The organism is Pseudoxanthomonas sp. LjRoot206 (genome assembly GCF_056175725.1).
In genome coordinates this window covers 186191-212168 of record NZ_JBGFFI010000002.1, presented here as the reverse complement: position 1 = coordinate 212168, position 25978 = coordinate 186191, and the positions used below count along the sequence as shown (strand labels likewise).

Sequence of the window (25978 nt, the reverse complement as noted above, 5' to 3'; positions counted from 1 at the left end):
AACGCCCCGCATTGCGGGGCGTTTTCGTTGGTGGATCAACCTCGCGGCGACAGCGGCGTCAGCAGGCGCAACCCTTCTTTCCCCAACTGGCGCGGCTGGCCGGCCGCCATGGCCTCGGGCGAGCTGTCGGCGAGATCGGAGTCCACCCAGGGAGCCTTCTGGCGTGGACCCGGGATATAGCCGATCCAGCGGCCATAACGCGGGCTGGACGTTCCCATGTTGAAGTCCACCGGCACGCGAACCGACCAGTACTCGGCGTCCACATCGTCGCCTCGCGCGGGAGGCGTGAACTCCCATTTCCGGGCGGCGCTGATCGAGGCGTCCGCGAACATGTCGCGGAGCTTGCCCATCATGTTCTCCGTGGTGACGACGCGCAGGTTTACCTGCTCGGCCACGACATCCTGCACACGCCCATCGCGCCCGACCTTGACGATCAGGTACACCGTGCCCTGCGCGCCGCCCTTCGCGGCCGGGCGTGGATAGCGCGGCGGCTCCATCTTCCGGCTGGCGATCTCGTAGCCTTCTTCCGTGGACTGCGGGTAGAAGCTGGTCGCCTGAACGCGCATGAGGAAATTGTCGTCATCCACCTTCTTCGCCACGAGCATGAGCGTCATGTTGTTTCGCAGCCTGACCGGCCTCCCTTCCACCGTCGGCGGCTCGAAAGTCCATTGGGCCAGGTTGTTGCGGATGAAGGTTTCGACGCCCGGTGGGAGCTTGTCCGGATCCTTGAGCGAGTACTCCGCGACAGCGCCCTTTTCATCCACCGTGATTTCGCCGTCCACCATCAGGCTGGCCTCCAGTTGCTTGCGGACCGCGCCAGCACCTTGCGCGTGCGCCCACGCCGAAAACAGCAGCAATCCCATTGCCATCCACTTGCGCATCTTGTTATCTCCTTGTTTAAACGCGTTGTGCCACTACGGAACCACGTTCACGCTCGGCCTGCCTGCATCAGCGGCGAGGCTCCAGCATTTCCAAGCGCGGCTCCACGCCGACCAGTTGGGGCACGCCCGCTTCGCCGACACCGATCGCCGCCAAGCCCTCCTGCTCGATCCAGGGTGCGGCGCGTTGCGGGCCGGGAATGTAGTACTCCCATTCACCGTAACCCAGTGCCGGCTTCACGGTGTAGTGCACGGAGACGCGGGTCACCACATAAGGTGCATCAGCGAACGGTCCCGCGACCGGCATCCGGAAACTCCACTGGCGCAACGCGGCGGCGGTCTGGGCGGCAAAGTCCGCGCGGGCCTGCACGACTTCGGAAGGCGTTCCGACGAAGTCGAGATTGACCTGTTCGGTCGCCAGGTCCTGCACCTTGCCGTCACGCCCGACCTTCAACGCCACGTGCACGGTGCCCCCGACGCCCACCTCGCGGTACGCGCGCGGGTATTGCACGCGTCGCGGACGGCTCACGACGGCGATATCTTCCTCCGCCTTCCCCTTCCGGGTGATCGAGGCCCCGACCAGCGACAACGCATGGTCGCCGTTGCCTTGGGGAGTCGCCATCACGCGTACGCTGAAACGTTTTTCACCGGCGTGATCTTCTGTCCTGATCACGCGCCAGTGCGATACGTGGCGCGCCACGTGCTGCAACACCGGCGGCGGGATCTTTTCCGGCCGGTCGATCGCATAGGCCGTGATCGCACCATCCGCCGCAACCACCAGCGTCCCCGACAGCCGCATGCTGCCAACGACCTGACCACGCATCCGCTCCGCGTGCTCGATAGCCGCCACTTCGCTGCCGTTGCCCGGCGCCTGCGCCGCTACCGCCGTGGCCGTCGCCAACAGCGACATCAAAAGGCATTGCGTGATCCTCACTCGTACTCCCCATACCGTCCCGTCTACCCGGTGCCCATGCTCACCGGCGAACAGGATGCGTCCGCCGGTGTCGCGCGCCGCTTCCGATCATGCGCCGTCGAGAGATGTCAGCAGCTTCGGTCCACGATTGCCGCCCGCCAAATGAATGCCTCCCTCAGCCAGCGCATCCGGCGAGAAGCCCGGGGCGTCCTCCTGCGGCGCCCAGCCAGGACGCGTGCGGGGGCCGGGGACATACACCTGCCATTTGCCATAAGGCAGCGGGCCGGTGAAGGTGAAATCGACCGGTACGCGGACGATCCAGTGCGGCTGCGCGGCCTGCTCACCCTCGGTCGGCGGCGTGAACGTCCAGTCGCGGGCCGCGGCCATGGCGACACGTGCAAAACGGTCGCGATGCCGGTTCATCTGAGGCTCGCTGGCCACGAAACGCAGATTGACCTGCTCGGTCGAGACGTCGCCCACAGTGCCGTCGCGCTCAACCTTGACCAGCAGATACACCGTTCCCTGCACACCCTCCTCGGCGGCGGACATCGGGAATCCCGGTGGCCGCAGCTTGCGCCCGGCGATCTGTTGCGTCGCCGGCGCTACCCGGTCGTCGCTGAAATCGGCGCCCCGGATGGACACGGACATCTGGCCGCCGCCGATCGTCTTGCCGACCAGCAACGCGCTGACTTTGGTCAACGCGCGCCGCGGCACGCCGTCCACGAGCACCGGCTCGAAGCGCCAGGCCGCCATGTTGCTTTCGACGAAGTCCGCGATCCCTTTCGGCAACTTGTCCGGCGTATCCAGTTGGACGCGCTCGACGCTGCCATCAGTCGCGATATGGATCGCCCCGGTGACCCGCATACTCGCTTCGACCTGCTTGCGCACACCGGCAGGCCCTTGCGCCCAGGCCACCGGCACGCAGGCGAGCATCGCCGCGACCAGCACGCCCCACAGCATCCACGCATTCCGCTGCTTCATCACACCCTCCCTCTTCCCTGGAAGCGGCCCGCTCCGGGCCCGGTCGCCCGCATACTATCCCCGCGAGGTGAACCATGCACGGTAGTGGTCTGGAGTTGGCGCTGGTGTTCCTGCTGGCCGCGGTGATCGCGGTACCGGTGTTCAAGCGCTTCGGCCTGGGGGCGGTACTGGCCTACCTGGTGGCGGGCGTGGTGCTGGGCCCGGACGGGCTGGCGCTGGTGCGGGATGCGGACCGCATCCTCAATGCGGCGGAAATCGGCGTGGTGATGATGCTGTTCGTCATCGGCCTGGAACTGTCGCCCTCGCGCCTGCGGGTGATGCGCAAGCCGGTGTTCGGCGCCGGCGGGCTGCAGGTGCTGCTGAGCGCATTGGTACTTGGCGGCATCGCACTGGCATTCGAGCATCACTGGAAGACGGCCCTGGTGATCGGCCTGGGCCTGGCGCTGTCCTCCACCGCCGTCAGCTTGCAGCTGCTGTCCGAGCACAAGGAACTGACCAGCGAGCACGGCCGGCTCGGTTTCGCGATCCTGCTGTTCCAGGACTTGGTGGCGATTCCGCTGCTCGCCGCCATCCCGCTGCTCGGCGGCGCCAAGAACGAGACGCTGACCTGGACGATGGTGTTCCATGCGATCGGCGCCATCGCGATCGTGATCCTCGGCGGCCGGCTGATCTTGCGGCAGCTGTTCCGCATCGTCGCGCGCACGCGCATGCCGGAAGTGTTCACTGCCACGGCGCTGCTGGTCGTACTGGGCATCGCCTGGTTCATGCAGCTGGCCGGGCTGAGCGCCGGCCTCGGTGCGTTCCTCGCCGGCGTGCTGCTGTCGGATTCGGAGTTCCGCCACGAACTGGAATCGCAGATCGATCCGTTCAAGGGCCTGCTGCTGGGCCTGTTCTTCATCGCGGTCGGCATGGACATCGACCTCGACGCCGTGGTGAAGGAACCCGAACTGGTCACGACGGGCGTGGCGGTCCTGCTGGCAGTGAAGTTCGGCCTGTTGTTCGGCATCGGCCGCTGGCCGGGACGGCTGGATCCGCGAGGCGCGCTGATGCTGGCCGGCACCTTGTGGCTGGGTGGCGAATTCGCCTTCGTGGTCTTCAGCGAAGCCGCGCGCGTGAAGCTGCTGGATACCGAACTGCGCAACCAGCTGACCGCCATCGTCGGCGTGTCGATGGCGCTGACGCCGCTGCTGCTGCTCGGCCTGCACCGCCTGCTGCCCGTCACCGTGCGGTCGCGGCCGACGGCGCGCACGTTCGACGAGATCCCGGACGAACAGCCGCAGGTGCTGATCGCGGGCATGGGCCGGTTCGGCCAGATCGTCGCGCGCCTGCTGACCGCGCAGCGCATTCCCTTCGTGGCGCTGGAACACAGTCCCGACACGGTCGACACGCTGCGGCGCTTCGGGAATATCCGGCTGTACTACGGCGACCCCACGCGGCCCGACCTGCTGAGGTCGGCCGGCGCGCAGCACGTGAAAGTGTTCGTGATCGCGATGGACGACCCTGATACCAACATCAAGGCGACCCGCCTGATCCGCCGCATGTATCCCGAGGCACGCGTGCTGGCGCGCGCGCGTAACCGCCAGCACGCGTGGCGACTGATGGACCTGAGCGCGGAGGCGTACCGCGAGACGCTGGGCTCCAGCCTGGAGATGGCCCAGCAGGTACTGGTGGAACTGGGCCTGCCGCCGGAGACCGCCGCCGAACATGCGCGCCGCTTCCGCCAGCACGACGAGAAGCTGCTGCGTGCGCAGTACCTGGTCTACGACGACGATGGCGCGGTGATCCAGACCGCACGCGATGCGATCAGCGACCTGGAGAAACTGTTCGAAGCCGATGCGACCGGCGAGGACGTGCCGGCGAAGTGAAGCGTTGCGTCAGCCGCGGTCGCGCAGGAAGCGCGCCATCGAGGCGCCCGCGCCCGGCGTGGCGGGCACGAACTCGGCGGCGACGTCGATGAAACCGCGCATCACCGCGATCTCGCGCGGCGTGCGGTTCAAGGTGTCGCGCAGGTCCGGATCGGCGCCCGCGCGCAGCAACCGGCTGACCACGCGCAGCAGCCCGTGCAGCGATGCCAGATGCAGCGGACCGAAGCCGCGCGGGTCCTGCACGTCCAGCGACACGCCTTCGTCGAGCAGGCGCTCCAGGCCGGCCAGCACCACTTCCTCGTCGCAGGCGGTACCGGGTTCGGCCCGTGCGCCGAGCAGCAGCAGGAGCGGTGTCACCGCACCGGCCGCGACCTGTTCGGATTCCGCACCGGACAGCAGCAGCGTGTCGAGCAGCGCCAGCAGCCGGGGTTTCTCGCGGGCGGTGAACCCGTAGAGGGCGGCGCAATGCAGCGGCGACAGGCCCTGTGCGTCGCCGGCATGCACGTTGGCACCGGCGGTGATCAGGCGGGCGGCGATTTCCGGCAGGCCCAGCGCCGCGGCCAGCATCAGCACGGTCACGCCGCCGGGCAGCCGGTGCTCGATGTCCGCACCCGCCGCCAGCAAGGCACCGACGATCTCGACCTGGCGCATGCTGACCGCCGCGGACAGCGGCGTGGCGCCGGTATTGGCGGCGCGCTGCGCATCGGCACCACGCGCCAACAGCAGCTCGACCGCGGACGCGAAGCCACCACCCGATGCGCGCAGCAACGCCGTGCAGCCCTGGGCGTCGGGCGAATCGACATCGAAGCCGAGGTCCAGCAAACGGCGCACGGCATCGCGATCGCCCGCCATCGCCGCCGCCGGCAGGTCGGCGGGACGCAGCGCGCGCCGCGGCAACGACCAGATGCGCCAGTCGAGCCAGTCGGCCAGATCGCGGCGACCGCAGGCCAGCGCCACGCCCAGCGGCGTCTGGCCGTCGGCGGCGCGCGCGTCGGGCGACGCGCCCTTGGCGATGAGCTGCTTCAGTGCGGTCTCGCGCCCCAGCACCGCCGCCAGGTGCAGTGCGGTCATGCCATGGCTGTCGCGCGCTTCGCGATCCACGCCGATGTCGAGCAGGCGGTCGAGCACGCGTTGCCACCCCAGCCGCACGGCGAGGGACAGCGCCGGGTCGCCCTGCGACGAGGATGCGAACGGATCGGCGCCGCGCTCCAGCAGGTCCAGCGCGCACGATTCCAGCGCGCGCGCCGCCTGATCGTCCGCCGCGCATGCCGCCATGAAACGCGCCAGTCCGCCTGCGCCGGCCGGCGAGACGCCGCGCGCCAGCAACGTCGCCAGGGCCGGCTGCCCGGCAGGGCCTTGTGCCAGCAGCGCGAACAGCAGGGTGTCGCCGGCCGCATTGCGGCTGTCGGCGTCGGCGCCGTGGCGCAACAGCCACGATAGCCGGGCCGGCCGCTGCATGTCGGCGTCGTGCAGTAGGGCGCCGAGTTCCTCGCGCGAGCTCAGGCGCGCGAGCGCGTCGAGTCCGTCGAACTGCCCGCTGGCCAGCCCTTCGCGCAGCAGCGCGGCAGGCGCGCGGTCGGGCGGCGTTTCGTCGTCTGCCGCGGCGACGGCCGTGGGCAGTGCATAGCCGGGATCCAGCGCGGAGACCAGCGCCCAGCGGCCGGCTTCGGCGGCGACATCGACCGCACGACGGTCCTGCGCGTCGGCCAGGGCGGGGTCCACGCCCCATTCCAGCAGGCGGCGCACCAGCACGGGCGACGCCTGCTCGGCCGTGCAGGCCAGCATCAATGCGCTGCGGCGCTCGGCATCCACCGCGTGGCAGTCGGCGCCGGCTTCCGCCAGTTTCTCCAGCACCGATAGGTGCGCGCCGCGCGCTGCGTCCAGCCACGGCGTGCGCTGCTGCGCGTCGCGCGCATGCACGTCGGCACCGGCAGCGAGCAGGGTGGTGGCGATCTCCGCATGGCCGGCGAACGCGGCCTCGTGCAGCGCGCTGCGACGCTGCGCATCGCGCGCATCGACCTTGGCCTTGTGCTTGAGCAGCAACTGGACGCCGGCAGGATCGTCTTCTTCCGTCGAGGCGGCGGCCAGCAGCACCGGTTGTCCGCCCTGCGGATCGGGCCGTGCGCCGCGCTCGAGCAGGAACTTCGCCAGCCGCCAATTGCCGGCCACGCAGGCCACGCCCAGCGGCGTGAGGCCATCGCGGTTCAGCGCGTCCAGTTCCGCGGCGGCATCGCGCAGCAACGCGACCACGCCGGGATCGGAACTGCGGGCGGCATGGTGAAGCGGCGTGTTGCCGTCGGCGTCGGCGATGCGCGGATCGGCGCCGTTGGCGAGCAGCGTGGTAACGGCATCGGGCCGGCCGTGCCAGCTGTCTCGCGTCGCGGCGAGCAGCGGCGTGACGCCGGCGTGCGCGTGATTGAGGTCGACGCCATGCGCGATCAGCGTGCGCAGCAGGCGCAGGTCGGGCAGCACGGCCGCCAGCGCACCGAGGCTGCGCTGGTCGCGCGCGCCTTCGGGTGGCAGCGCATGCGGATCGGCGCCGGCTTCGACGAGCTCCAGCGCGCGGTCCACGCGGCCGCCGCGGGCGGCCTCGAACAGCGCCTGCTCCAGATCCAGGACTTGCCCCGCACTGTGCTCGGCCTGCGCGGCCGGGACGGCATCGTCCTCGCTGTCCGGCATCTCGACCACCGGCAGTACGCCCGCGCCGTCCTGCCGCTGGACGCCCCAGTGCAGCACCGGCAGCAGCAGCGCGTACGCCACCGCGGCACCGCCCCGGAACGCGTCCGGCACCAGTCCGCTCCACGCGAGGCAGAGGCCGCCGCCGATGGCGAGCGCCAGCAGCGTCGCCACCGCCAGGCCGCGCCAGGCATGGAAATCGCGTTCGACCAGGCCGCGCCAGTGCGCGGCGAGCGAACCGCCATCGCGCTCCAGCCCATGCCACAGGGGCCACGTCCGCCACAGGCCCACGATCACCGCGCCCACCACCGCGCTGACGCCCAGCGCGGCAGGCAGGCTGCCACTGTCGTGCAACGAGGCCAGCGGCCAGGCGAGCAGCGCCGCGCTGCCGCCGAAGGCGACCGCCCAGGCCAGCAGCAACGCAGGCAGGTCCTCGCGCCACGCATGGGCCGGCGCCAGGACCCGCGTCCCTCGCAGCCACGACACCCCGAGCGCGAGCGCAGGCTGCGCCAGGCATGCGGCAACCGCCGCGACCACGCCGCCCACCCACCCGCCGAGACCGGCCAGCAGCAGGCCCGCCAGCAGGGCGGCAACGGCGACGGGTCGGGTCTGCAGGCGCGACTCAGGCATCGGCACGGACGCGCGGATCGGGCTGCGGCGGGAACTGGATGTGGAAACCGCGCGCCGACAGGTTCTCGCGCACGACGGCCGCGTCTTCGCGCGCCAGCTTCCGGTCCGGGGTCAGCGCCACTTCCAGCACGAACGACAGCTCACCCAGCTGCGTGCGCAGCGGTTCCGGCACGAGGGAGAAATCGTCGCGTTTCGACAGGTAGACGAACGTGTCGGCCTTGCGCTGGCTCTTGTAGACGTAGGCTTGCATCCGCGCGTATCGCGCCCCCGCGTGTAGATAGGCGGGGATTGTGCGGGAAATGCCGTATGCGCGAAACCCGCACGCGTTCACGCCCGGGCATGACCATCGGCGGCCGGAACCGCATGGCCGGACTGGTACTCTTGACCTCTTCACCTCGCACTAACGGAAGCCCGATGCGCCCTGCCCTGCTCGCCTTGCTGCTGCCGCTCGCCCTCGCTCCCTCGGCGCACGCACAGACCTCCGCTCCCCTCACGATCGAACAGGCGATGGCGGAACCGGACTGGATCGGCCCGCCGGTCGAACGCGCCTGGTGGACCTGGGACGGCAAGCAGGTGCAGTACGAACTCAAGCGCGACGCCAGCGTCGTGCGCGACACCTTCGAACAGGGCCTGGATGGCAGCGCCGCACGCCAGATCGGCGACGACCAGCGCGCGGGACTGGATGCGGCGACCCCCGTGTACGACGTCAGCCGCCAGCGCATGCTGCTGTCGCGCAACGGCGACCTGTTCGTGCGCGACCTGCGTAGCGGCGCACTGACCCAGGTCACCCGCAGCAACGACGCGGAGCAACAGGCGCGCTTCGCCCACGACGGCGCCGTGATCTGGCGCACCGGCGCCGCCTGGTACCGCTGGACCGCGGGCACCGGCACCTCGACGGTCGCCGAACTCAAGGCCGAGCGCGACCCGCTGGCGCCGCCGAAGGCCGATACCCTGCGCGACCAGCAGCTGCGCACGATCCGCACGCTGGCCGACGACCGCGCCCAGCGCGAGGCCGCGCAGAAGCAGGCCGAGGCGTGGCGCAAGGCCGACCCCACCCGCGCGCCGGCGCCGATCTACCTGGGCACCGAGGTGGAGATCGAATCCAGTTCGCTGTCCCCGAACGGCCGCTGGCTGCTGGTGGTGACGCGCAAGAAGGGTGCCGATGCCGGACAGGGCGGCAAGATGCCCAAGTACGTCACCGAATCCGGTTACGAGGAATTCCAGGACGTGCGCACGCGCGTCGGCCGCAATGCGCCGCTGCCGCATGCGCTGTGGCGCGTGGACCTGGCCGACGGCAGCGTGAAGCCGCTCGCCTTCGATCCGCTGCCCGGCATCGACAAGGATCCGCTGGCGTCGCTGAGGAAGTCCGCCGACAAGGAGCCGTTGAAGGGCAATCGCGATGTGCGGGTGGAAGGCGGTCGCGACGGCGACGCCGTGGCTTGGACGAACGATGGCACCCAGGCCGCCGTGCAGGTCCATGCGGTGGACAACAAGGACCGCTGGATCGCCACGGTCGACCTGCCGGGCGCGCGCCTCGTGCCGCGCCACCGCCTGACGGACGCCGCATGGATCAACTGGGGTTTCAACGACTTCGGCTGGCTGCCGGACAACCGCACCCTGTGGCTGCTGTCGGAAGAATCCGGTTACTCGCATCTCTACACCGCCGCCGGCACGGAGAAGTTCCGCGCGCGCACGACGGGCAAGTGGGAAGTCTCCGAGCCGGAGATCGCCCCGGACGGCAACGGCTTCCTGTTCCTGTGCAACCGCGACTGGCCGGGCGATTACGAGGTCTGCAAGCTCGACCTGGCCAGCGGCGCGCTGCGCGAAGTGACCGCTCTGGACGGCGTCGAGAGCTTCAGCGCCTCGCCCGACGGACGCCAGCTGCTGGTCCGCCACTCGCGCAGCTACACGCCCGCGCAGGTGGCGGTGGTGGGCATCGAGGGCGGTAGCGCGAAGCCGCTGACCGACACCCGCACGGCCGCCTTCAAGGCGCGCGAATGGATCGAGCCGCAGTACGTGCAGGTGCCGTCGAAGCACGGCGCCGGTGTGGTCTGGGGCAAGTACTACGGCCCGAAGACGATGGAACCGGGCAAGCGCTACCCGATCGTGATGTTCGTGCACGGCGCGGGCTACCTGCAGAACGTCACCGCGCGCTATCCCAACTACTTCCGCGAGCAGATGTTCCACCACCTGCTGGTGGAGCGCGGCTACATCGTGCTCGACCTGGACTACCGCGCCAGCGAAGGCTATGGCCGCGACTGGCGCACGGCGATCTACCGCAACATGGGCCATCCTGAACTCGAGGACTACCTGGACGGGCTGGACTGGCTGGTCGAACAGAAGCAGGGCGACCGCGACCGCGCCGGCATCTACGGCGGCAGCTACGGTGGCTTCATGACGTTCATGGCGCTGTTCCGCGAGCCCGGCACGTTCAAGGCCGGCGCCGCGCTGCGTCCGGTGGTGGACTGGACGCAGTACAACCACGAGTACACCAGCAACATCCTCAACACGCCCGAACTGGATCCGGAGGCCTACCGCGCCTCGTCGCCGATCGAGTACGCCGCCGGCCTGCAGGACCACCTGCTGATCGCGCACGGCATGATCGACGACAACGTGTTCTTCAAGGACTCGGTGGTGCTCACGCAGAAGCTGATCGAACTGCGCAAGGACAACTGGGAGCTGGCCGCGTATCCGCTGGAACGCCATGGCTTCACGCGGTCGGACTCGTGGCTGGACGAGTACAAGCGCGTGCTCAAGCTGTTCGAGCAGAATCTGAAGTAAGGCGATGGCGTCCGCCGTGACCCACGCGCCCGGCTCGGCCTTCGTCACCGTCACGGCGAAGGTGTCGATCGCGATCGGCATCGCCGCCGTGCTGTACGCCGTGCTGCAGGTCGTCGCGGCGGTCGTCGTGCTGGGCCAGGTGGACACCGGCGCGCTGCCAGGCTTCCTGGCGGCGCATTCGGTCCCCGCGGCCGTGACGTGGGTGCTCACCCATCTGACCACGATCGCCCTCGCCTTCCTGGCGGTCAGCGCCGCGTTCCTAGCGGCGTCGTTCGGCCTGCTGCGCCGGCGCGCGTGGGGCTGGTGGGGCTTCGTGCTTTTCATGGTGCTGGGCGCGGCGGCCAACTTCGCCGGCATCGCGGTGACCGACGCCACGTTCTCCTGGGTGCAGGCGTTGCCCGCGCAGCCAGCACTCGACCAGATGCAGCGGGAGCTCGCGGCGCTGCGCATGCTGACACTGGCGACGCTGTGGGTGAGCGCACTGGTATTCGCCGTGCTGCACGGCCTGGTCGTGTGGCAACTGTGCAAGCCTGCCGTGCGGGCCGAGTTCGGGATGCTCCGCGCGCCCCGCTAGAATGTCGGCATGAACGACATCTCGCCCGTCCGCGATTACCTGACCGACCTGCAGGACCGCATCTGCGCGGCTATCGAAGCCGCCGATGGCAGCGCGCGCTTCCGCGAGGATGCGTGGGCGCGGCCCCCGGGCGACGCATCGCCGATCCGTGGCGGCGGGCGCACGCGCGTACTGCGTGATGGCGCCGTGTTCGAACAGGCCGGTATCGGCTTCTCGGACGTGTCGGGCGACCGGTTGCCGCCGTCCGCCTCCGCGCACCGTCCGGAGCTGGCGGGCGCATCGTGGCGCGCCGTCGGCGTGTCGCTGGTCTTCCACCCGCGCAATCCCCACCTGCCGACGACGCACGCCAACGTCCGCCATTTTCGCGCCGAGCGCGATGGCGAAACCGTGGCATGGTGGTTCGGTGGCGGCTTCGACCTGACGCCGTTCTATCCGGTCGACGAAGACGTCCGCCACTGGCACCAGACGGCGCGCGACCTGTGCGAGCCGTTCGGCGGCCAGGCGCGTTACGACGCGCACAAGCGCTGGTGCGACGAATACTTCTTCCTCAAGCACCGCCACGAGACCCGCGGGGTCGGCGGCCTGTTCTTCGACGACCTGAGCGAGGACTTCGACCGCGACTTCGGCTACCTGCGCGCCGTCGGCGACGGCTTCCTCGACGGCTACCTTCCCATCGTCGAGCGCCGCAAGGATGCGCCTTATGGCGAACGCGAGCGCGCGTTCCAGTTGTATCGCCGCGGTCGCTATGTCGAGTTCAACCTGGTCTACGACCGCGGCACGCTGTTCGGCCTGCAGAGCGGCGGGCGCGCCGAATCCATCCTGATGAGCCTTCCGCCCCTGGTGCGCTGGGAGTACGGTTATGCGCCGGAGGACGGCAGCGACGAACAGCGGCTGGCGGACTACCTGCATCCGCGCGACTGGCTCACCGAACTCGGCTGAGCCGCGTCCTGCAGAAACGACGTCAGTCGCGACCGTGGAAACGGACCTGCTGGATCGATACGGTTGCCGAACCGTACCCCGCATGTGCGAGCGCCCTGCGCGTTCCGAAGAATCAGGAACTAACGACGTCGCGGACAGCGTGCGGTCGCGACTGACGTCGCCCCTACAGAAGCCCTCAGGCTTGCCGCGCCACCACCGTGATGTGTCCGTTGTTCTCCAGGACGGCCAAGCGGATGTCGGCCACGTCCAGGCATCCGGCCTCGCGCATGGCCTTGTCGAAATCCTCCCGGCTGATCAGCTCACGTCGCAGCACGTTCCGATAGACCTGCCCGTCCCGCGCCAGCAGGACCGGTGAGCCTTCCACCCAGCGCTCCACCTTCGAGCGCGCCGACACCAGGCCGACGATCCAGTTCAGTGCGATGAGCGTCGCCGCGAGCAGCAGGCCGCCGCCCACCGAGGTGTCCTGGCCCAGCAGTGCGTTCTGCACGGCATTGCCCAACAGCACGACCAGCAGCATGTCGAACGGCGTGAACTGCCCCATCGTGCGCTTGCCGGTCATGCGGATCATGGCCAGCAGGATGAAGTACACCACACAGGCCCGCAACACGAACGCCCACCAGGGCATGGCCAGATCGAACATCTCGGAGAACGTCGCGCTCATGCATCACCCCGCTGCCGATGGACTGCGCGCACGGTAGCGCATGGGACTCGGCAAACGACAGGCAATAAAAAGCCCCGCAGACCAGGGGGAGATCGGCGGGGCCAGGGGAGCGGGACCTGGGGAGGGGTCGTCGCTCCGGGGGAGATCGCTCCAGGGGATGGGAGAGATCAGCGACAGACGTTGCATCTGTCGCGAGCTATATGACCACTCCGCACATGGATGGTTCGTGAAGATTCCGGTTAAAAAACCGTAAGATTCAGGAGGAATTCATTTTATTGAACTCGTCGGTATACAAATATACCTGACGGGGTTTCCCCGAACGTTTCGCAAGTCCATGTTCCGGAAGGGAAACCGTTTTCGGGCCCGTCTAATGGGCCTCTTCCCAGTTGTCGCCGACGCCGCTGTCGACCACCAGCGGAACGCTCAGTTGCGCCGCGCCGGCCATGCGGGCTGTCGCCTCTTTCAGCAACGTCGGCACGAAATCGGCCTCGGCCTCGAACACCAGTTCGTCGTGCACCTGCAGGATCATCAGGGCCTGGTCGCGATGGTCCGCCAGCCACGCATCCACGCCGATCATCGCGCGCTTGATGATGTCCGCCGCCGTGCCCTGCATCGGGGCGTTGATCGCCGCGCGCTCCGCGCCGGCGCGCTGTCCCTGCGTGCCCTTGTTGATGTACTCCAGGTACAGGCGGCGGCCGAACACGGTCTCGACGTAGCCGTGCTCGCGCGCCTGCTGGCGGGTGCCCTCCATGTAGTCGCGCACGCCCGGATACCGGCTGAAGTACAACGCGATGTAGTCCTGCGCCTCGCCGCGCGCGATACCCAGCTGGCGCGACAGGCCGAAGGCGCTCATGCCGTACATCAGGCCGAAGTTGATCGCCTTGGCCGCACGACGCTCGTTGCCGGTGACCTCCTCCAGCTTCCTGCCGAAGACTTCCGCCGCCGTCGCTTTGTGGATGTCGGCACCGGATTCGAACGCGCGCACGAGGCCGGGATCCTGCGACAGGTGCGCCATGATGCGCAGCTCGATCTGCGAGTAGTCGCAGGCCACCAGCTTGCGGCCCGCCGGCGCGACGAAGGCCTTGCGGATGCGGCGGCCGTCGTCGGTGCGGATCGGGATGTTCTGCAGGTTGGGATCGGTGGACGACAGTCGCCCGGTCGCAGCGCCGGCCTGGTGGTAGCTGGTGTGCACGCGGCCGGTGTCGGGATTGACCATTTCCGGCAACTTGTCGGTGTAGGTGCTGCGCAACTTCGCCAGACCCCGGTATTCCAGGATCACGCGCGGCAATTCGTGCTGGTCGGCGATCGCTTCCAGCGCTTCTTCGTTGGTACTGGGCTGGCCGGTCGGCGTCTTCACCAGTACCGGCAGCTTCAGTTCGTCGAACAGCAGCGCCTGCAGTTGCTTCGGCGAATCCAGGTTGAAGGTGCGGCCCGCCAGTTCGGTGGCCTTCTGCTGCGCGGCCAACATGCGCTTGGACAGGTCGGCGCTCTGGCGGCGCAGCTCGTCGCCGTCGATCTTCACGCCGTTGGCCTCGATGCGCGCCAGCACCGGCACCAGCGGCATCTCGATGGTGCGGTACACGTTCTCCAGGCCTGGCTCGGCGGCGAGCTTTGCCGCGATCACGCGATGCAGGCGCAGCGTGATGTCGGCATCCTCGGCGGCATAACGCGTGGCGTCGTCGACGGCCACCTGCGAGAACAGGATCTGCTTCGCGCCCTTGCCCGCGACTTCTTCGTACTTGATCGTGTCGTAGCCGAGGAAGCGCTTGGCCAGGCTGTCCATGTCGTGGCGGTTGCTGCCCGAGTTCAGCACGAAACTCTCGAGCATCGTGTCGTCGGCATAACCCTGCACGTCCACCCCATGGCGGCGCAGCACGTGCAGGTCGTATTTGCCGTGCTGGCCGAGCTTGCGCTTGCCCGCGTCCGCCAGTACCGGCCTGAGCGCGGCAAGTACGGATGCCCGGTCGAGTTGCGGCGGTGCGCCGGGATAGTCGTGCCCGACCGGCACGTACACGGCGTGGCCGGGTTCAGTGGAGAAACTCAGGCCGACCAGGTTGGCCTGCATCGGATCCAGGCTGTCGGTCTCGGTATCGAAGGCGAACTCGTCGGCCTGCTGCAGGCGCGCGATCAGTGCGCCGAGCTGTGCCGGCTCCGTGACCGCGGCGTATTCGCCTGCCACGCCCAGTGCCGGATCGACCGCGCCCTCGTCCTCGGTGGTCGACGACACCCGGCCGGTACCCCGCGCGCGACCTGGCTCCTTTTCTGTGACGGACGCGGCGTCGACGATCGCACTGCCGTCGAGTTCCTTCAGGGCCTGATTGAACCCATAGCGCGCATACAGTTCCCGCAGTTCATCGACATGGCGATCACGCAACGGCAGCGTGTCGGGGCCGCCCTCCAGCGGGACGTCGGTCTTGATGGTCACCAGTTCCCGGTTCAACGGCAGACGCGGCAGCGCCGCGCGCAGGTTGTCGCCGATCTTGCCCTTGATCTCGCCCGCCTTCTCCAGGATCGCATCGAGCGTGCCGTACTCGCCCAGCCACTTGGCGGCGGTCTTCGGTCCGCACTTCTCCACGCCGGGCACGTTGTCGATGGTGTCGCCCATCAGGGCGAGGAAATCGACGATCTGGTCCGGGCGCACGCCGAACTTCTCCATCACCGCCTCGGTGGAATCCAGGCGGCTGCCGCTCATCGTATTGACGAGCGCCACACCAGGACGCACCAGCTGGGCGAAATCCTTGTCGCTGGTGGAGATGGTGACGTCCATGCCCTGCGCCGCGCCCTGCAGCGCGAGCGTGCCGATCACGTCATCGGCCTCCACACCGTCCACGCACAGCAGAGGAAAGCCCAGTGCTTCCACGATGCGGCGCATCGGTTCGACCTGCGTGCGCAGATCCTCGGGCATCGGCGGCCGGTTGGCCTTGTAGTCGGGATAGAGCTCATCGCGGAAGGTAGGCCCGCTCGCGTCGAGCACGAAGGCGACGTAGTCGGGTCGCTCCTTCAGGGTGGCGCGCAGCATGTTGACCACGCCGAACAGGGCCCCCGTGGGCTCGCCCTGTGCGTTGGTCAGCGGCGGCAGCGCGTGGAACGCGCGAAACAGATAGCTGGAGCCGTCGATCAGTACGAGTCGTGTCATGCCGGCATTCTACGCCGCGCTCCCGGGTGCGGCGTCACGCGCGCACGACGCGTTCGGCGCATAATCGGGCCGTCATTCCCCCGACCGGACGCCACGATGAACCGCATGACGACCCTTGCCCTGCCGTTGTCCTGCCTGTTGGCCATGGCCGGTTGCGCCTCGATCGGCGGCAGCAACCCCGCCGACGTCGACCTGGCCAATGCCCAGGTGGCGGTGCGCACGGAAAAGAACGGCGACACGATCGAGGAATACCGCGTGTCAGGCAATCTCCGCATGGTCAAGGTCACGCCCTCGCGTGGCGCGCCTTACTACCTGTACGACTCCGACGGCGACGGCCGCCTGGACAAGAGCAAGGACAACAGCGACATCTCGCCGGTGTACTGGAAACTCTACGGCTGGTGAGGCCCCGCGCTCAGCGGATCACCAGCACCGGCACACCGCAGCGCGCCAGGACTTCACTGGTCTGGCTGCCCAGCAACAACCGGCCCAATGCCCGCCGTCCATGCGAAGCCATGACGATCAAGTCGCAGCCCTGCTGCTCGGCGGTATCGACGATCGCGTCGGCCGCGTAACGATCCGCCACATGCAGCAGCTGCGGCGTGACGCCTGCCTGCCCGGCCTGCGCCGTGGCGGCGTCGAGCACCTTGCGCGCGGCTTCTTCCCTTGCGTTCTGGAAGTCGGGCAGCGACGTCGCCACTGCGCTCCAGCCCAGCGCATCGTCGAAGCCGGTGTTGATGGGCTCGCTGACGGTCAGCACGGTCGCCTTCGCCTGCAGCTCACGCGCGAGCGCGAACCCCTGCTCCACACCCTTGGCGGCGCGCTCGGAACCATCGGTGGCAATCAGGATATGCCGGTACATGCCGCACCTCAGGATGATGGGATGCGGCCATTACACGCGCTGCCGGCGTAGGGCGCCGTGATCTGGATCAATCGCGACGACTACACCGCCTGAAGGTTCGCGTACGCCAGCACCAGCCACTTGCTGCCTTCGCCGTCGAAATTGACCTGCACGCGTGCGTGCGCGCCGCTGCCCTCGTAGTCGGTCACGACGCCATGACCGAACTTCGCATGGGTGACGGTCTGGCCCAGCTTCAGGCCGGGCGTCTCCAGGCTGGGGTGCCCGGGCGTCACGCGCGTGGCGAAGCCGGACGCAGGACGGCTGACCTGCACCCGCGGTCGCACTTCATTGAGCAGGTTCGCCGGAATCTCGCGCAGGAAACGCGACGGGATGCCGTACATGTCCTGGCCGTGGAGGCGGCGCGCCTCGGCATAGCTCAGCACCAGCTTCTGGCGCGCGCGGGTGATGCCGACGTAGGCGAGACGGCGCTCCTCTTCCAGCCGCCCACTCTCGTCCAGCGAGCGGTTGCTGGGGAACAACCCCTCCTCCAGGCCGGCCAGGAACACCAGCGGAAACTCCAGGCCCTTGGCCGAATGCAGCGTCATCAGCTGCACGCCGTCCTCGCCGGCCTCGACCTGCCCTTCGCCCGCCTCCAGCGCAGCGTAGGACAGGAACGCGACCAGTTCGCTCATGCCTTCCTGGCCATCTTCCTCGGCCGCGATGTCTTCGCGGCGCACGAAGCGCGACGCGACCGACACCAGTTCGTCGAGGTTCTCGGTACGCGATTCCGAATCCAGCCCGCCGCGGCTCTCGCGTGCCCAGTGCTCGCGCAGCCCCGAACGTGCGAGCACGTGGTCGACGCGCTCGGCCAGCGTCATCTCCGCGGTTTCCTCGGCCAGTTGGTCGACCAGCGCGGCGAATCCCGCCAGCGCATTGCGCGCACGCCCGGCCAGGTCGCTGCCCTGCGCCGCCAGCGTCGCGGCGCCCCATAGCGACACGCGGGCGCCGCGCGCCAGCCGACGGACTTCGTCCAGCGTGCGCTCGCCGATACCGCGCGTCGGCGTGTTGACCACGCGCTCGAACGCGGCGTCGTCGGCACGGTTCGCCATCAGCCGCAAGTAGGACAGCGCGTCCTTGATTTCGGCACGCTCGAAGAAGCGCATGCCGCCATAGACGCGGTATGGCAACTGCTCGGACAGCAGCGCTTCTTCAAAGGCGCGCGACTGCGCGTTGCTGCGGTAGAGGATGGCGGCATCGCCCAGGCTGCCGCCATCGCGCACCCACTGGCGGATGCGCTCGACGACGAATCGCGCTTCGTCCATTTCGTTGTAAGCGGCATACAGGTCGATCGGCTCGCCGTCGCCGGTATCGGTCCACAGCTGCTTGCCGATGCGTGCGGGGTTGTGCGCGATCACCGCGTTGGCGGCACCCAGGATGTTGGCGCTGGAGCGGTAGTTCTGCTCGAGACGGATGGTCCGCGCCGACGGGTAGTCGCGCAGGAACTGCTGCATGTTCTCGACCTTCGCCCCGCGCCAGCCGTAGATGCTCTGGTCGTCGTCGCCCACCACGAAGACGTGCCCGGTGTCGCCCGCCATCACGCGGATGAAGGCGTACTGGATGGCATTGGTATCCTGGAACTCGTCCACCAGGATCTGCCGGAAGCGCGTGCGGTAGTGCGCCAGCAGCGCCGGGGTATCGCGCAGCAGCTCATGCGCGCGCAGCAGCAGTTCGGCGAAATCGACCAGTCCGGCGCGGTCGCAGCGCTCCTGGTAGCCGGCGTAGACCTGCCGGCGCACGTCCAGCCAATCGTCGTTCGGCGCCGGCTGGATATGCTCGGGCCTGCGCCCTTCGTCCTTCTGCTCGTTGATCCACCAGGTGAGCTGCTTGGGCGGGTACTTGCCTTCGTCCAGCTCCATCGCCTGTACCACGCGCTTGACCAGCCGCTGCTGGTCGTCGCTGTCCAGTACCTGGAAGGTCTCCGGCAGCTTCGCTTCCTGCCAGTGCAGGCGCAGCAGGCGGTGCGCCAGGCCGTGGAAGGTGCCGATCCACATGCCGCGGCTGCCGTTGCGCAGTTGGGTATCGGCGCGCGCGCGCATTTCGCCGGCGGCCTTGTTGGTGAAGGTCACCGCGAGGATGCCGTGGGTCGGCACGCCATGGACTTCGTTGAGCCAGGCGATGCGGTGGGTCAGCACGCGGGTCTTGCCGGAGCCGGCGCCGGCCAGGACCAGGTAATGCCCGGGTTCGGCAGAGACGGCGTCGCGCTGGGCGGGATTCAGATCATCGAGCAGGTGGGAGACATCCATCCGCCCATTTTACGGCCTGCGGCGGCCCACGCCCTGAGACGCGGGCCGTTCAGGCAAGCTCGGCGACCTGCATCGAGACCTGCTTGCGGCCATCGTCCAGCCACTGCCTGCCTGCCTCGACGAAACCGTGCCGCGCATGGAACAGGCGCGAGGGCTCGTTCGGCGGGACCACGTTGAACTCGCAGGTGATGCGCGGGATGCCGCGTTCCCGGGCGAAGGCGAACAGGTCGGCGTACAGCCGCGAGCCCAGCCGGTGCCCCTGGACCGCCGCGTCCACGACGATGCGGTCCACGTAGAGGAAATCGGGATGGCGCTCGGCGAACCAGGCGAAGTTGTCGTTGCGGTAATCCGCACCCGCGCGCATCACCAGCAGGAAGGCGACCACGCGCCCCTCCAGCACCGCGACGCGATGGTAGGCGGACAGGGACGCCAACTGGCGCAGCCTGTCCGCATCCATCGGGCTGGTGTGGCGGACCTCGGCCGTGTTCAAGGCGACGATGGCGTCGATATCGCCATCGACCGCATCGCGGATCAGCGGTTCGGCCGCCACGGGTTAGTGGACGGCGTGCTTGGACGTCGCGCCATTGCTCATCAGCTTGTCCGTGTAGGCGATACCCATGGCCGACAGGATGAAGATGGCGTGGATGATGGTTTGCCACATCACCCCGGTCGGCGTGAAGTCGCTGCAGGTTTTCGCCACCCATCCGGCCACCTTGGCCGCCTCTGCCGCCGCGAACGCTGCCGGCGTGCCGCACAGCGGCAGACCGCCGAGCGCACTGGCGCCGATGAACGTTTTCAGCAGGTGGATGGACGAGATGCCGATGATCGCCATCGCCAGCTTGACCTTCAGGACCGATGCGTTGACGTGGCTTAGCCATTCCGGCTGATCGGGGTGCTTTTCCAGCCCCATGCGCGAGACGAACGTCTCGTAGCCGCCGACGATCACCATCATCAGCAGGTTGGAGATCATCACCACATCGATCAGCCCCAGCACCAACAGCATGATGTCCTGCTCACTCAGGCTGGTCGCGCCGTGGACCAGATGCCACAGCTCTTTCAGGAACAGGACCACATAAACGCCCTGCGCCACGATCAGACCCAGGTACAGCGGCAGCTGCAGCCAGCGCGAACTGAAGATCAGGGCTGGCAACGGACCCAGGCGTGTGGATTTCGGTTCGGTCATGTCGGGAACGATCTTTTCCAAGGATGGCGCAGGGTACTGGCCGGATCTGACGCTGCCAAGTCGGTCCGGGGCGCTAGACTCCGGCGCATCCCCCTCTCGCGGACCCCGTCATGATCGATCTGTATTACTGGCCCACCCCGAACGGCCACAAGATCACGCTGTTGCTGGAAGAGCTCGCCGAGGCCGGCGCCAAGCTCGATTACCGCATCGTGCCGGTGAACATCGGCAAGGGCGACCAGTTCAAGCCCGACTACCTCGCGTTCTCGCCCAACAACAAGATGCCGGCGATCATCGACCACGCGCCTGCCGACGGCGGCGAACCGCTCAGCGTGTTCGAATCCGGCGCCATCCTGCTGTACCTGGCCAACAAGGCCGGCCGCTTCTTCGGTAATGACGTCCGCCAGAAAGTGGCAGTGAACGAGTGGCTGATGTGGCAGATGGCCGGCCTGGGGCCGATGACCGGACAGTACGGTCATTTCACGGTCTACGCGCCGGAAAGGATCCCCTACGCCATCGACCGCTACACCCGCGAAGTGCAGCGCCTGCTCGGCGTGCTGGACACGCAACTGGCGAAGCACGCCTGTGTGGCGGGTGACGACTACAGCATCGCCGACATGGCGATCCACCCGTGGATTAATGCCTACGACAAGGCGCCGCTGGACCTCTCGCCGTATCCGCACCTGCTGCGCTGGCAGGCCGACATCGCTGCGCGGCCTGCCGTGCAGCGCGCCTACGCGCTGAAGACACAGGTGAATCCCGATGCCGGCAAGCCGTTGACCGACGAGGAGCGCAAGCACCTGTTCGGCCAGGGCGCGCCCAAGGCCTGAGGCACCGGCGCCGGGGGTTCGCGGCATAATCCTGGGCCTGACCGGCCCCGCCGCCCGAGAAATCCGATGCGCCTTGCCCTGTTCGCCCTGATGACCCTCGCCACCACCCTGCCCGCCCACGCCGAAAAACTCACGCTGGAAGCCATCACCGGCAGTGCGCCGCTGACCGGCGCCACGCTGACCAGGCCGCAGGTCGCGCCGGACGGCTCGCGGGTGACCTTCCTGCGCGGCAAGGACAGCGACCGCAACCGGCTGGACCTGTGGGAGTACGACATCGCCAGCGGGCAGACACGCCTGCTGGTGGATTCGTCGGTGGTGCTGCCGGGCGAGGAAGTGCTGAGCGACGAAGAAAAAGCGCGCCGCGAGCGCCAGCGCATCGCCGCGCTGTCCGGCATCGTCGACTACCAGTGGTCGCCGGACGGCAAGGCGCTGCTGTTTCCCCTCGGCGGCGAGCTGTACTTCTACGACCTGTCCAGGTCGGGCAAGGACGCGGTACGCAAGCTGACGAGCGGTGGCGGCTTCGCCACCGACCCGAAGATCTCGCCGAAGGGCGGCTTCGTCAGCTTCATCCGCGACCGCAACCTGTGGGTCGTCGATCTGTCCAAGGGCGAGGAAGTACAACTGACCCGGGATGGCAGCGACACGATCGGCAACGGCGTGGCCGAGTTCGTCGCCGACGAGGAAATGGATCGCCACACCGGCTACTGGTGGGCGCCGGACGATTCGGCCGTCGCCTTCGCGCGCATCGACGAAACGCCGGTACCGGTGCAGAAGCGCTACGAGGTCTATCCCGACCGCACCGAGGTGATCGAGCAGCGCTATCCGGCAGCCGGCGACCGCAACGTGCTGGTGCGGCTGGGCGTGATCGCGCCGAAGGCGGCCGCGAAGCCGCAGTGGATCGACCCGGGTGCCGAGCAGGACATCTACCTGGCCCGCGTGGACTGGCGCGACTCGCAGCGCCTGACCTTCCAGCGCCAGTCGCGCGACCAGAAAAAGCTCGAACTGATCGAGACCACGCTGGCGACCGGCAAGCAGCGCACGCTGGTGACCGAGACGTCGAAGACATGGGTACCGCTGCACAACGACCTGCGCTTCCTGAAGAACGGACGCTTCCTGTGGTCGTCCGAACGCCATGGGTTCGAGCATCTCTACCTCGCGTCCGAGGAAGGGGCGGCGCTGTCGCAGCTGACCCACGGTGATTGGGTCGTCGACAGCCTGTTGGCGGTGGACGAAGACCAGGGCCTGGCCTACGTCAGCGGCACGCGCGACGGCGCGACCGAGACGCACGTCTATGCCGTCCCGCTGGCCGGCGGCGAGCCGCGCCGTCTCACGCAGGCGCCGGGCGTGCATGCCGCCAGCTTCGCGCGCAACGCCAGCGTCTTCGTCGACAGCTGGTCCAGCGACACCGTGCTACCGCAGATCGAACTGTTCAAGGCCGATGGCACCAAGCTGGCGACGCTGCTGCGGAACGAAGCCACAGACGCGGACCATCCTTATGCGAAGTACCTCGCCGCGCATCAGCCGACCAGGTTCGGCACGCTGACGGCGGCGGACGGCAAGACGCCGCTGCACTACAGCCTGATCAAGCCCGCCAACTTCGACCCGAAGAAGAAGTACCCCGTCGTCGTGTTCGTCTATGGCGGCCCCGCCGCACAGACCGTCACCCGCGCCTGGCCGGGCCGCAGCGACGCGTTCTTCAACCAGTACCTGGCCCAGCAGGGCTATGTGGTGTTCTCGCTGGACAACCGCGGCACGCCGCGCCGTGGCGCGGCCTTCGGTGGCGCGCTGTACGGCAAGCAGGGCACGGTGGAAGTGGACGACCAGCTGCGCGGCATCGAATGGCTGAAGGCGCAGCCCTTCGTCGACCCGGCGCGCATCGGCGTGCACGGCTGGTCGAACGGCGGCTACATGACGCTGATGCTGCTCGCAAAGCACAGCGAGGCCTACGCCTGCGGCGTGTCGGGCGCACCGGTCACCGACTGGGCGCTGTACGACACCCACTACACCGAACGCTACATGGACCTGCCGAAGGCGAACGAGGCCGGCTACCGCGAAGCCAGCGTGTTCACCCACCTGGACGGTCTGCGTTCCAAGCTGCTGCTGATCCACGGCATGGCCGACGACAACGTCCTCTTCAGCAATTCGACCAAGCTGATGAGCGACCTGCAGAAGCGCGGCACGCCGTTCGAGCTGATGACCTATCCGGGCGCCAAGCACGGCCTGCGCGGCAGCGACCTGCTGCACCGCTACCGGTTGACCGAGGATTTCTTCGCCCGCTGCCTGAAGCCCTGATTCCACACAACCCAGGAGCACCGCGATGTCGACGCACATCCCCGCCCAACCCAACTGGTGGCAACGCAACTGGAAGTGGTTCGTGCCGGTGCTGGCGGCGGTGCTGCTGACGCTGTTCGCCGCGCTCGCCCTCGGCGGCGTAGCGCTGCTGCTGGGGGCGATCAAGTCCTCGGTCGCCTATCAGCAAGCCCTCACGCGTGCGCAGTCCGACCCTGCCGTCATCGCCGCGCTCGGCGAACCGATCCGTGCGGGCTGGTTCGTACAGGGAAACATCAGCACCAGCGGAGCCAGCGGCGAAGCCGACCTAGCGATTCCCCTCGACGGCCCGCGCGCCGACGGCACGCTCTACGTCGTGGCCGAGAAGCGCGCCGGCGAATGGCGCTACGAGACGCTGGCGATGAACGTGGATGGCGGCGAGCGGATCGTACTGGAAGGGCTTGCAGCGTCGGCGTCTCCCTGATTCCTCAACGACGAAGGCGGCCCTCGGCCGCCTTCGCGTTTGCCGCTCTGCGGGACAGCCTCAGGGCTTCGCGGCGGGATCCGGCACCACCAGCCCCGGCTCCACCACCGTCCCCGGCGGCACATAGATCGCCACGCCCGCGGCCTGCTTCTGCGTGGTCGGGATGCCCATGCTGAGGCCACCGCCGGAGTGGCGGCCGTAGCTGCCCGCACCGACCGACATGCCGACCGGCGAGCCGCTGGAGCCCACGCCCAGCAGCACGATGCCGTTCGCACCCAGCGCGGCGGCTTCACGCTTCAGGCGGGCCACGGCCGCGTCGGTCTGGCCCTGCGTACCGAAACCGACCGCGCTCTTGGATTCAAGCTGCGCGATTTCGAGCGAGCCCGCGGGCGGGACGCGATAGACCTGCACCTGGGCAGGATCGACGGGCGCGCGTGCCTGGCCCAGCATGACCTTGGAGCTGCTGGCACACCCGCTGGCCAGCAGGGCGGCGAACACGACGGTAGCGATGCGAAACGACATGGCGGCTTCTCCCGTGGGCCTGCGGCGATCTTCCGCCGCTGCGGCTGAATACTGGCACAGCCCGGAGGCTCGGGGCGTGACGGGATGGGCGGGTTATCATTTCGCCCTGACCATGCCCCCGTTTCCCGCACGATGAGCTCCGCCCCCGACCATCCATCCGCGCCCCAGCGGCTGGCCGTCGACTACATCCATGCCCCCTCGCCGCAGGCGCTGCTGGGCCTGCCGGAGATCCTGGCGGTGTTCGGCTTCGGCGCACTGGCGCCGGCCACCTCGGCCATCGACGATCCCCGCTACCTGCGCGTGCCGTTGTCGCCGCTGCGTGAAGCGGCCGCGCCGTACGAGGTCTGGCGCGCCTCCGGTCCGGTCACGACGGGTCGCGACGGCGCCGTGCGCTACAGCCACGACGGCAGCCTGATGTTCGGCGTGGTGGAGTGGGAAGAACCCGAAGGCGGCATCCTGCATGCCAGCGCATACGCCTATGCGGCGATGTCAGCGTTCTGGCGCGACAGCGGCTACCCGCACCTGCTGCGGATCTGGAACTACTTCGACGCGATCACCGACGGCAACGGCGATGCCGAGCGCTACCGGCAGTTCTGCGTCGGCCGCGTGCAGGGGCTGGGCGATGTCGACACGCGCGTGCTGCCGGCCGCGACCGCGATCGGCAGCCGGGATGGGCGCCGCGTGCTGCAGGTGTACTGGCTGGCCGCGCGCGAGCCCGGCCTGCCGCTGGAGAATCCGCGCCAAGTCAGCGCCTACCGTTATCCACGCGAATACGGCCCGCAGTCGCCCAGCTTCGCGCGCGCCTTGCTGCCGCCCTCGCCGAGCATGCCGCTGCTGCTCTCGGGCACGGCCAGCATCGTCGGCCACGCATCGCAGCATGCGGACTCGCTGCGCGCGCAGCTCGACGAAACCCTGACCAACCTCGACAGCCTGCTCGGTGCGGCGCGCGAGCACGCGCCCTCGCTGTCGCCGCACCTCGATCCCAGCTCGCGCCTCAAGGTCTATGTCAGCGATGCGGCCGACGCCGATGCCGTCGCCGCGCAACTCGAAGCGCGCCTCGGCACCCGGGTGCCCTGGCTGATGCTGCACGCCGACGTCTGCCGCCGCGAACTGCTGGTCGAGATCGAGGGCATGCACGGCGTGGGCGCTTGAAGCGCCTGTCGCGCATCCGCATAGTGGGGCCATGAGGCGCCGCACCGCGCGCCACACTCTGGAGACCGTTCGATGGGACTGATCAGCCTGCTGTGGGGCATCGTGGCGATGCTGTGGATGGTGCTGGCGCTGATTCCGGTGATCGGGATCACCAACTGGCTGCTGATCCCGTTCGCGGCGGTCGGCGCGATCATCGCCGCCATCGGCATCCTGTTCACCCGCACCCAGCACCGCGGCCGCGCCAAGACCGGACTGGTGTTGAACAGCATCGTCATCGTCGTGGCCATCTTCCGGCTGTCGCTGGGCGGCGGCTTCCTCTGATGCTTTCGCGGACGCAGCGTTCCGCGCTGCGACCGCCTGTCGCAGG

Annotated in this window: 22 protein-coding genes; 10 read left to right on the top strand and 12 right to left on the bottom strand. The window is 68.5% G+C overall.

The genetic code is table 11. The features are described 5' to 3' along the window. Nucleotides 1-35: 35 nt before the first annotated feature. From AC04MD_RS05670 to AC04MD_RS05660, 3 genes are all read right to left on the bottom strand, one after another. Entirely contained in the window at nucleotides 36-881 is an 846-nt protein-coding gene (locus tag AC04MD_RS05670) for an energy transducer TonB (RefSeq protein WP_475496339.1), read from the bottom strand. A gap of 67 nt (nucleotides 882-948) precedes the next feature. Beyond that, the gene (locus AC04MD_RS05665; RefSeq protein ID WP_475496338.1) at nucleotides 949-1812 is read right to left on the bottom strand and encodes a hypothetical protein; all 864 of its coding nucleotides are present in this window, start codon (nucleotides 1810-1812) and stop codon (nucleotides 949-951) included. Between the two features lie 87 nt (nucleotides 1813-1899). Next, nucleotides 1900-2772 carry an energy transducer TonB gene (locus tag AC04MD_RS05660; protein ID WP_475496337.1) on the bottom strand — a complete coding sequence of 291 codons (873 nt, stop codon included), beginning with the start codon at nucleotides 2770-2772 and terminating at the stop codon, nucleotides 1900-1902. 74 nt (nucleotides 2773-2846) lie between these two features. On the opposite strand from AC04MD_RS05660, the gene AC04MD_RS05655 reads away from it, so the two are divergent. After that, entirely contained in the window at nucleotides 2847-4637 is a 1791-nt protein-coding gene (locus AC04MD_RS05655; RefSeq protein ID WP_475496336.1) for a monovalent cation:proton antiporter-2 (CPA2) family protein, read from the top strand. Nucleotides 4638-4646: 9 nt separating this feature from the next. On the opposite strand, the gene AC04MD_RS05650 is transcribed toward AC04MD_RS05655, so the two are convergent. Further along, nucleotides 4647-7943 carry an ankyrin repeat domain-containing protein gene (locus AC04MD_RS05650; protein WP_475496956.1) on the bottom strand — a complete coding sequence of 1099 codons (3297 nt, stop codon included), beginning with the start codon at nucleotides 7941-7943 and terminating at the stop codon, nucleotides 4647-4649. Next, nucleotides 7936-8193 carry a YcgL domain-containing protein gene (locus AC04MD_RS05645; RefSeq protein WP_475496335.1) on the bottom strand — a complete coding sequence of 86 codons (258 nt, stop codon included), beginning with the start codon at nucleotides 8191-8193 and terminating at the stop codon, nucleotides 7936-7938. Before AC04MD_RS05645 ends, AC04MD_RS05650 begins: the two co-directional genes overlap by 8 nt. Nucleotides 8194-8381: 188 nt before the next feature. On the opposite strand from AC04MD_RS05645, the gene AC04MD_RS05640 reads away from it, so the two are divergent. The 3 genes from AC04MD_RS05640 to hemF are packed head-to-tail and all read left to right on the top strand — an operon-like array spanning nucleotide 8382 to nucleotide 12237. Next, the gene (locus AC04MD_RS05640; protein ID WP_475496955.1) at nucleotides 8382-10724 is read left to right on the top strand and encodes a S9 family peptidase; all 2343 of its coding nucleotides are present in this window, start codon (nucleotides 8382-8384) and stop codon (nucleotides 10722-10724) included. 4 nt (nucleotides 10725-10728) lie between these two features. Further along, nucleotides 10729-11298, top strand: coding sequence for a hypothetical protein (locus AC04MD_RS05635; protein WP_475496334.1), 570 nt, complete (start codon nucleotides 10729-10731; stop codon nucleotides 11296-11298). A 9-nt stretch (nucleotides 11299-11307) separates the two neighbouring features. After that, nucleotides 11308-12237, top strand: a complete 930-nt coding sequence (gene hemF, locus AC04MD_RS05630) for an oxygen-dependent coproporphyrinogen oxidase (protein ID WP_475496333.1) — start codon at nucleotides 11308-11310, stop codon at nucleotides 12235-12237. 175 nt (nucleotides 12238-12412) lie between these two features. On the opposite strand, the gene AC04MD_RS05625 is transcribed toward hemF, so the two are convergent. Both AC04MD_RS05625 and polA read right to left on the bottom strand, forming a co-directional pair. Further along, on the bottom strand, nucleotides 12413-12898 hold the full coding sequence (locus tag AC04MD_RS05625; RefSeq protein WP_475496332.1) for a DUF421 domain-containing protein: 486 nt from the start codon (nucleotides 12896-12898) through the stop codon (nucleotides 12413-12415). A 367-nt stretch (nucleotides 12899-13265) separates the two neighbouring features. Beyond that, a complete protein-coding gene (gene polA, locus AC04MD_RS05620; RefSeq protein WP_475496331.1) occupies nucleotides 13266-16034 on the bottom strand; it encodes a DNA polymerase I in 2769 nt (922 codons plus the stop codon). 105 nt (nucleotides 16035-16139) lie between these two features. Here polA and AC04MD_RS05615 point away from each other — a divergent pair, with 105 nt between their 5' ends. Continuing rightward, nucleotides 16140-16436: a DUF2782 domain-containing protein gene (locus tag AC04MD_RS05615; RefSeq protein ID WP_475496330.1), complete on the top strand. Its 297-nt coding sequence runs from the start codon at nucleotides 16140-16142 to the stop codon at nucleotides 16434-16436. A 10-nt stretch (nucleotides 16437-16446) separates the two neighbouring features. Here the strand turns inward: AC04MD_RS05615 and AC04MD_RS05610 are convergent, their stop codons facing one another. The 4 genes from AC04MD_RS05610 to AC04MD_RS05595 all read right to left on the bottom strand — a co-directional run bounded on the left by AC04MD_RS05610 (nucleotide 16447) and on the right by AC04MD_RS05595 (nucleotide 20358). Next, nucleotides 16447-16893, bottom strand: coding sequence for a universal stress protein (locus tag AC04MD_RS05610; RefSeq protein ID WP_475496329.1), 447 nt, complete (start codon nucleotides 16891-16893; stop codon nucleotides 16447-16449). A gap of 80 nt (nucleotides 16894-16973) precedes the next feature. Beyond that, complete coding sequence (gene uvrD / locus AC04MD_RS05605) at nucleotides 16974-19175, bottom strand: DNA helicase II (RefSeq protein WP_475496328.1); 2202 nt, start codon at nucleotides 19173-19175, stop codon at nucleotides 16974-16976. Nucleotides 19176-19224: 49 nt separating this feature from the next. Continuing rightward, the gene (locus AC04MD_RS05600; RefSeq protein WP_475496327.1) at nucleotides 19225-19725 is read right to left on the bottom strand and encodes a GNAT family N-acetyltransferase; all 501 of its coding nucleotides are present in this window, start codon (nucleotides 19723-19725) and stop codon (nucleotides 19225-19227) included. A gap of 3 nt (nucleotides 19726-19728) precedes the next feature. After that, entirely contained in the window at nucleotides 19729-20358 is a 630-nt protein-coding gene (locus AC04MD_RS05595) for a TIGR00645 family protein (RefSeq protein WP_475496326.1), read from the bottom strand. Nucleotides 20359-20468: 110 nt separating this feature from the next. Here AC04MD_RS05595 and AC04MD_RS05590 point away from each other — a divergent pair, with 110 nt between their 5' ends. The 3 genes from AC04MD_RS05590 to AC04MD_RS05580 all read left to right on the top strand — a co-directional run bounded on the left by AC04MD_RS05590 (nucleotide 20469) and on the right by AC04MD_RS05580 (nucleotide 23937). After that, the gene (locus tag AC04MD_RS05590; RefSeq protein ID WP_475496325.1) at nucleotides 20469-21185 is read left to right on the top strand and encodes a glutathione binding-like protein; all 717 of its coding nucleotides are present in this window, start codon (nucleotides 20469-20471) and stop codon (nucleotides 21183-21185) included. A 66-nt stretch (nucleotides 21186-21251) separates the two neighbouring features. After that, entirely contained in the window at nucleotides 21252-23477 is a 2226-nt protein-coding gene (locus tag AC04MD_RS05585) for a S9 family peptidase (protein ID WP_475496324.1), read from the top strand. A gap of 25 nt (nucleotides 23478-23502) precedes the next feature. Then, the gene (locus AC04MD_RS05580) at nucleotides 23503-23937 is read left to right on the top strand and encodes a cytochrome c oxidase assembly factor Coa1 family protein (protein ID WP_475496323.1); all 435 of its coding nucleotides are present in this window, start codon (nucleotides 23503-23505) and stop codon (nucleotides 23935-23937) included. A 60-nt stretch (nucleotides 23938-23997) separates the two neighbouring features. On the opposite strand, the gene AC04MD_RS05575 is transcribed toward AC04MD_RS05580, so the two are convergent. Continuing rightward, on the bottom strand, nucleotides 23998-24459 hold the full coding sequence (locus tag AC04MD_RS05575) for a hypothetical protein (RefSeq protein WP_475496322.1): 462 nt from the start codon (nucleotides 24457-24459) through the stop codon (nucleotides 23998-24000). A 132-nt stretch (nucleotides 24460-24591) separates the two neighbouring features. On the opposite strand from AC04MD_RS05575, the gene AC04MD_RS05570 reads away from it, so the two are divergent. Both AC04MD_RS05570 and AC04MD_RS05565 read left to right on the top strand, forming a co-directional pair. After that, nucleotides 24592-25611: a chorismate transformation FkbO/Hyg5 family protein gene (locus AC04MD_RS05570; protein WP_475496321.1), complete on the top strand. Its 1020-nt coding sequence runs from the start codon at nucleotides 24592-24594 to the stop codon at nucleotides 25609-25611. 72 nt (nucleotides 25612-25683) lie between these two features. After that, nucleotides 25684-25932, top strand: coding sequence for a hypothetical protein (locus AC04MD_RS05565; protein ID WP_475496320.1), 249 nt, complete (start codon nucleotides 25684-25686; stop codon nucleotides 25930-25932). Nucleotides 25933-25978: the final 46 nt, after the last annotated feature.

Bases quoted from the DNA above. Each gene is read 5' to 3' on its own strand.
- AC04MD_RS05670 (WP_475496339.1), bottom strand. From the start codon at position 881: ATGCGCAAGTGGATGGCAATGGGATTGCTGCTGTTTTCGGCGTGGGCG.
- AC04MD_RS05660 (WP_475496337.1), bottom strand. From the start codon at position 2,772: ATGAAGCAGCGGAATGCGTGGATGCTGTGGGGCGTGCTGGTCGCGGCG.
- AC04MD_RS05655 (WP_475496336.1), top strand. From the start codon at position 2,847: ATGCACGGTAGTGGTCTGGAGTTGGCGCTGGTGTTCCTGCTGGCCGCG.
- AC04MD_RS05650 (WP_475496956.1), bottom strand. From the start codon at position 7,943: ATGCCTGAGTCGCGCCTGCAGACCCGACCCGTCGCCGTTGCCGCCCTG.
- AC04MD_RS05645 (WP_475496335.1), bottom strand. From the start codon at position 8,193: ATGCAAGCCTACGTCTACAAGAGCCAGCGCAAGGCCGACACGTTCGTC.
- AC04MD_RS05635 (WP_475496334.1), top strand. From the start codon at position 10,729: ATGGCGTCCGCCGTGACCCACGCGCCCGGCTCGGCCTTCGTCACCGTC.
- hemF (WP_475496333.1), top strand. From the start codon at position 11,308: ATGAACGACATCTCGCCCGTCCGCGATTACCTGACCGACCTGCAGGAC.
- AC04MD_RS05625 (WP_475496332.1), bottom strand. From the start codon at position 12,898: ATGAGCGCGACGTTCTCCGAGATGTTCGATCTGGCCATGCCCTGGTGG.
- polA (WP_475496331.1), bottom strand. From the start codon at position 16,034: ATGACACGACTCGTACTGATCGACGGCTCCAGCTATCTGTTTCGCGCG.
- AC04MD_RS05615 (WP_475496330.1), top strand. From the start codon at position 16,140: ATGACGACCCTTGCCCTGCCGTTGTCCTGCCTGTTGGCCATGGCCGGT.
- AC04MD_RS05610 (WP_475496329.1), bottom strand. From the start codon at position 16,893: ATGTACCGGCATATCCTGATTGCCACCGATGGTTCCGAGCGCGCCGCC.
- uvrD (WP_475496328.1), bottom strand. From the start codon at position 19,175: ATGGATGTCTCCCACCTGCTCGATGATCTGAATCCCGCCCAGCGCGAC.
- AC04MD_RS05595 (WP_475496326.1), bottom strand. From the start codon at position 20,358: ATGACCGAACCGAAATCCACACGCCTGGGTCCGTTGCCAGCCCTGATC.
- AC04MD_RS05590 (WP_475496325.1), top strand. From the start codon at position 20,469: ATGATCGATCTGTATTACTGGCCCACCCCGAACGGCCACAAGATCACG.
- AC04MD_RS05585 (WP_475496324.1), top strand. From the start codon at position 21,252: ATGCGCCTTGCCCTGTTCGCCCTGATGACCCTCGCCACCACCCTGCCC.
- AC04MD_RS05580 (WP_475496323.1), top strand. From the start codon at position 23,503: ATGTCGACGCACATCCCCGCCCAACCCAACTGGTGGCAACGCAACTGG.
- AC04MD_RS05575 (WP_475496322.1), bottom strand. From the start codon at position 24,459: ATGTCGTTTCGCATCGCTACCGTCGTGTTCGCCGCCCTGCTGGCCAGC.
- AC04MD_RS05570 (WP_475496321.1), top strand. From the start codon at position 24,592: ATGAGCTCCGCCCCCGACCATCCATCCGCGCCCCAGCGGCTGGCCGTC.
- AC04MD_RS05565 (WP_475496320.1), top strand. From the start codon at position 25,684: ATGGGACTGATCAGCCTGCTGTGGGGCATCGTGGCGATGCTGTGGATG.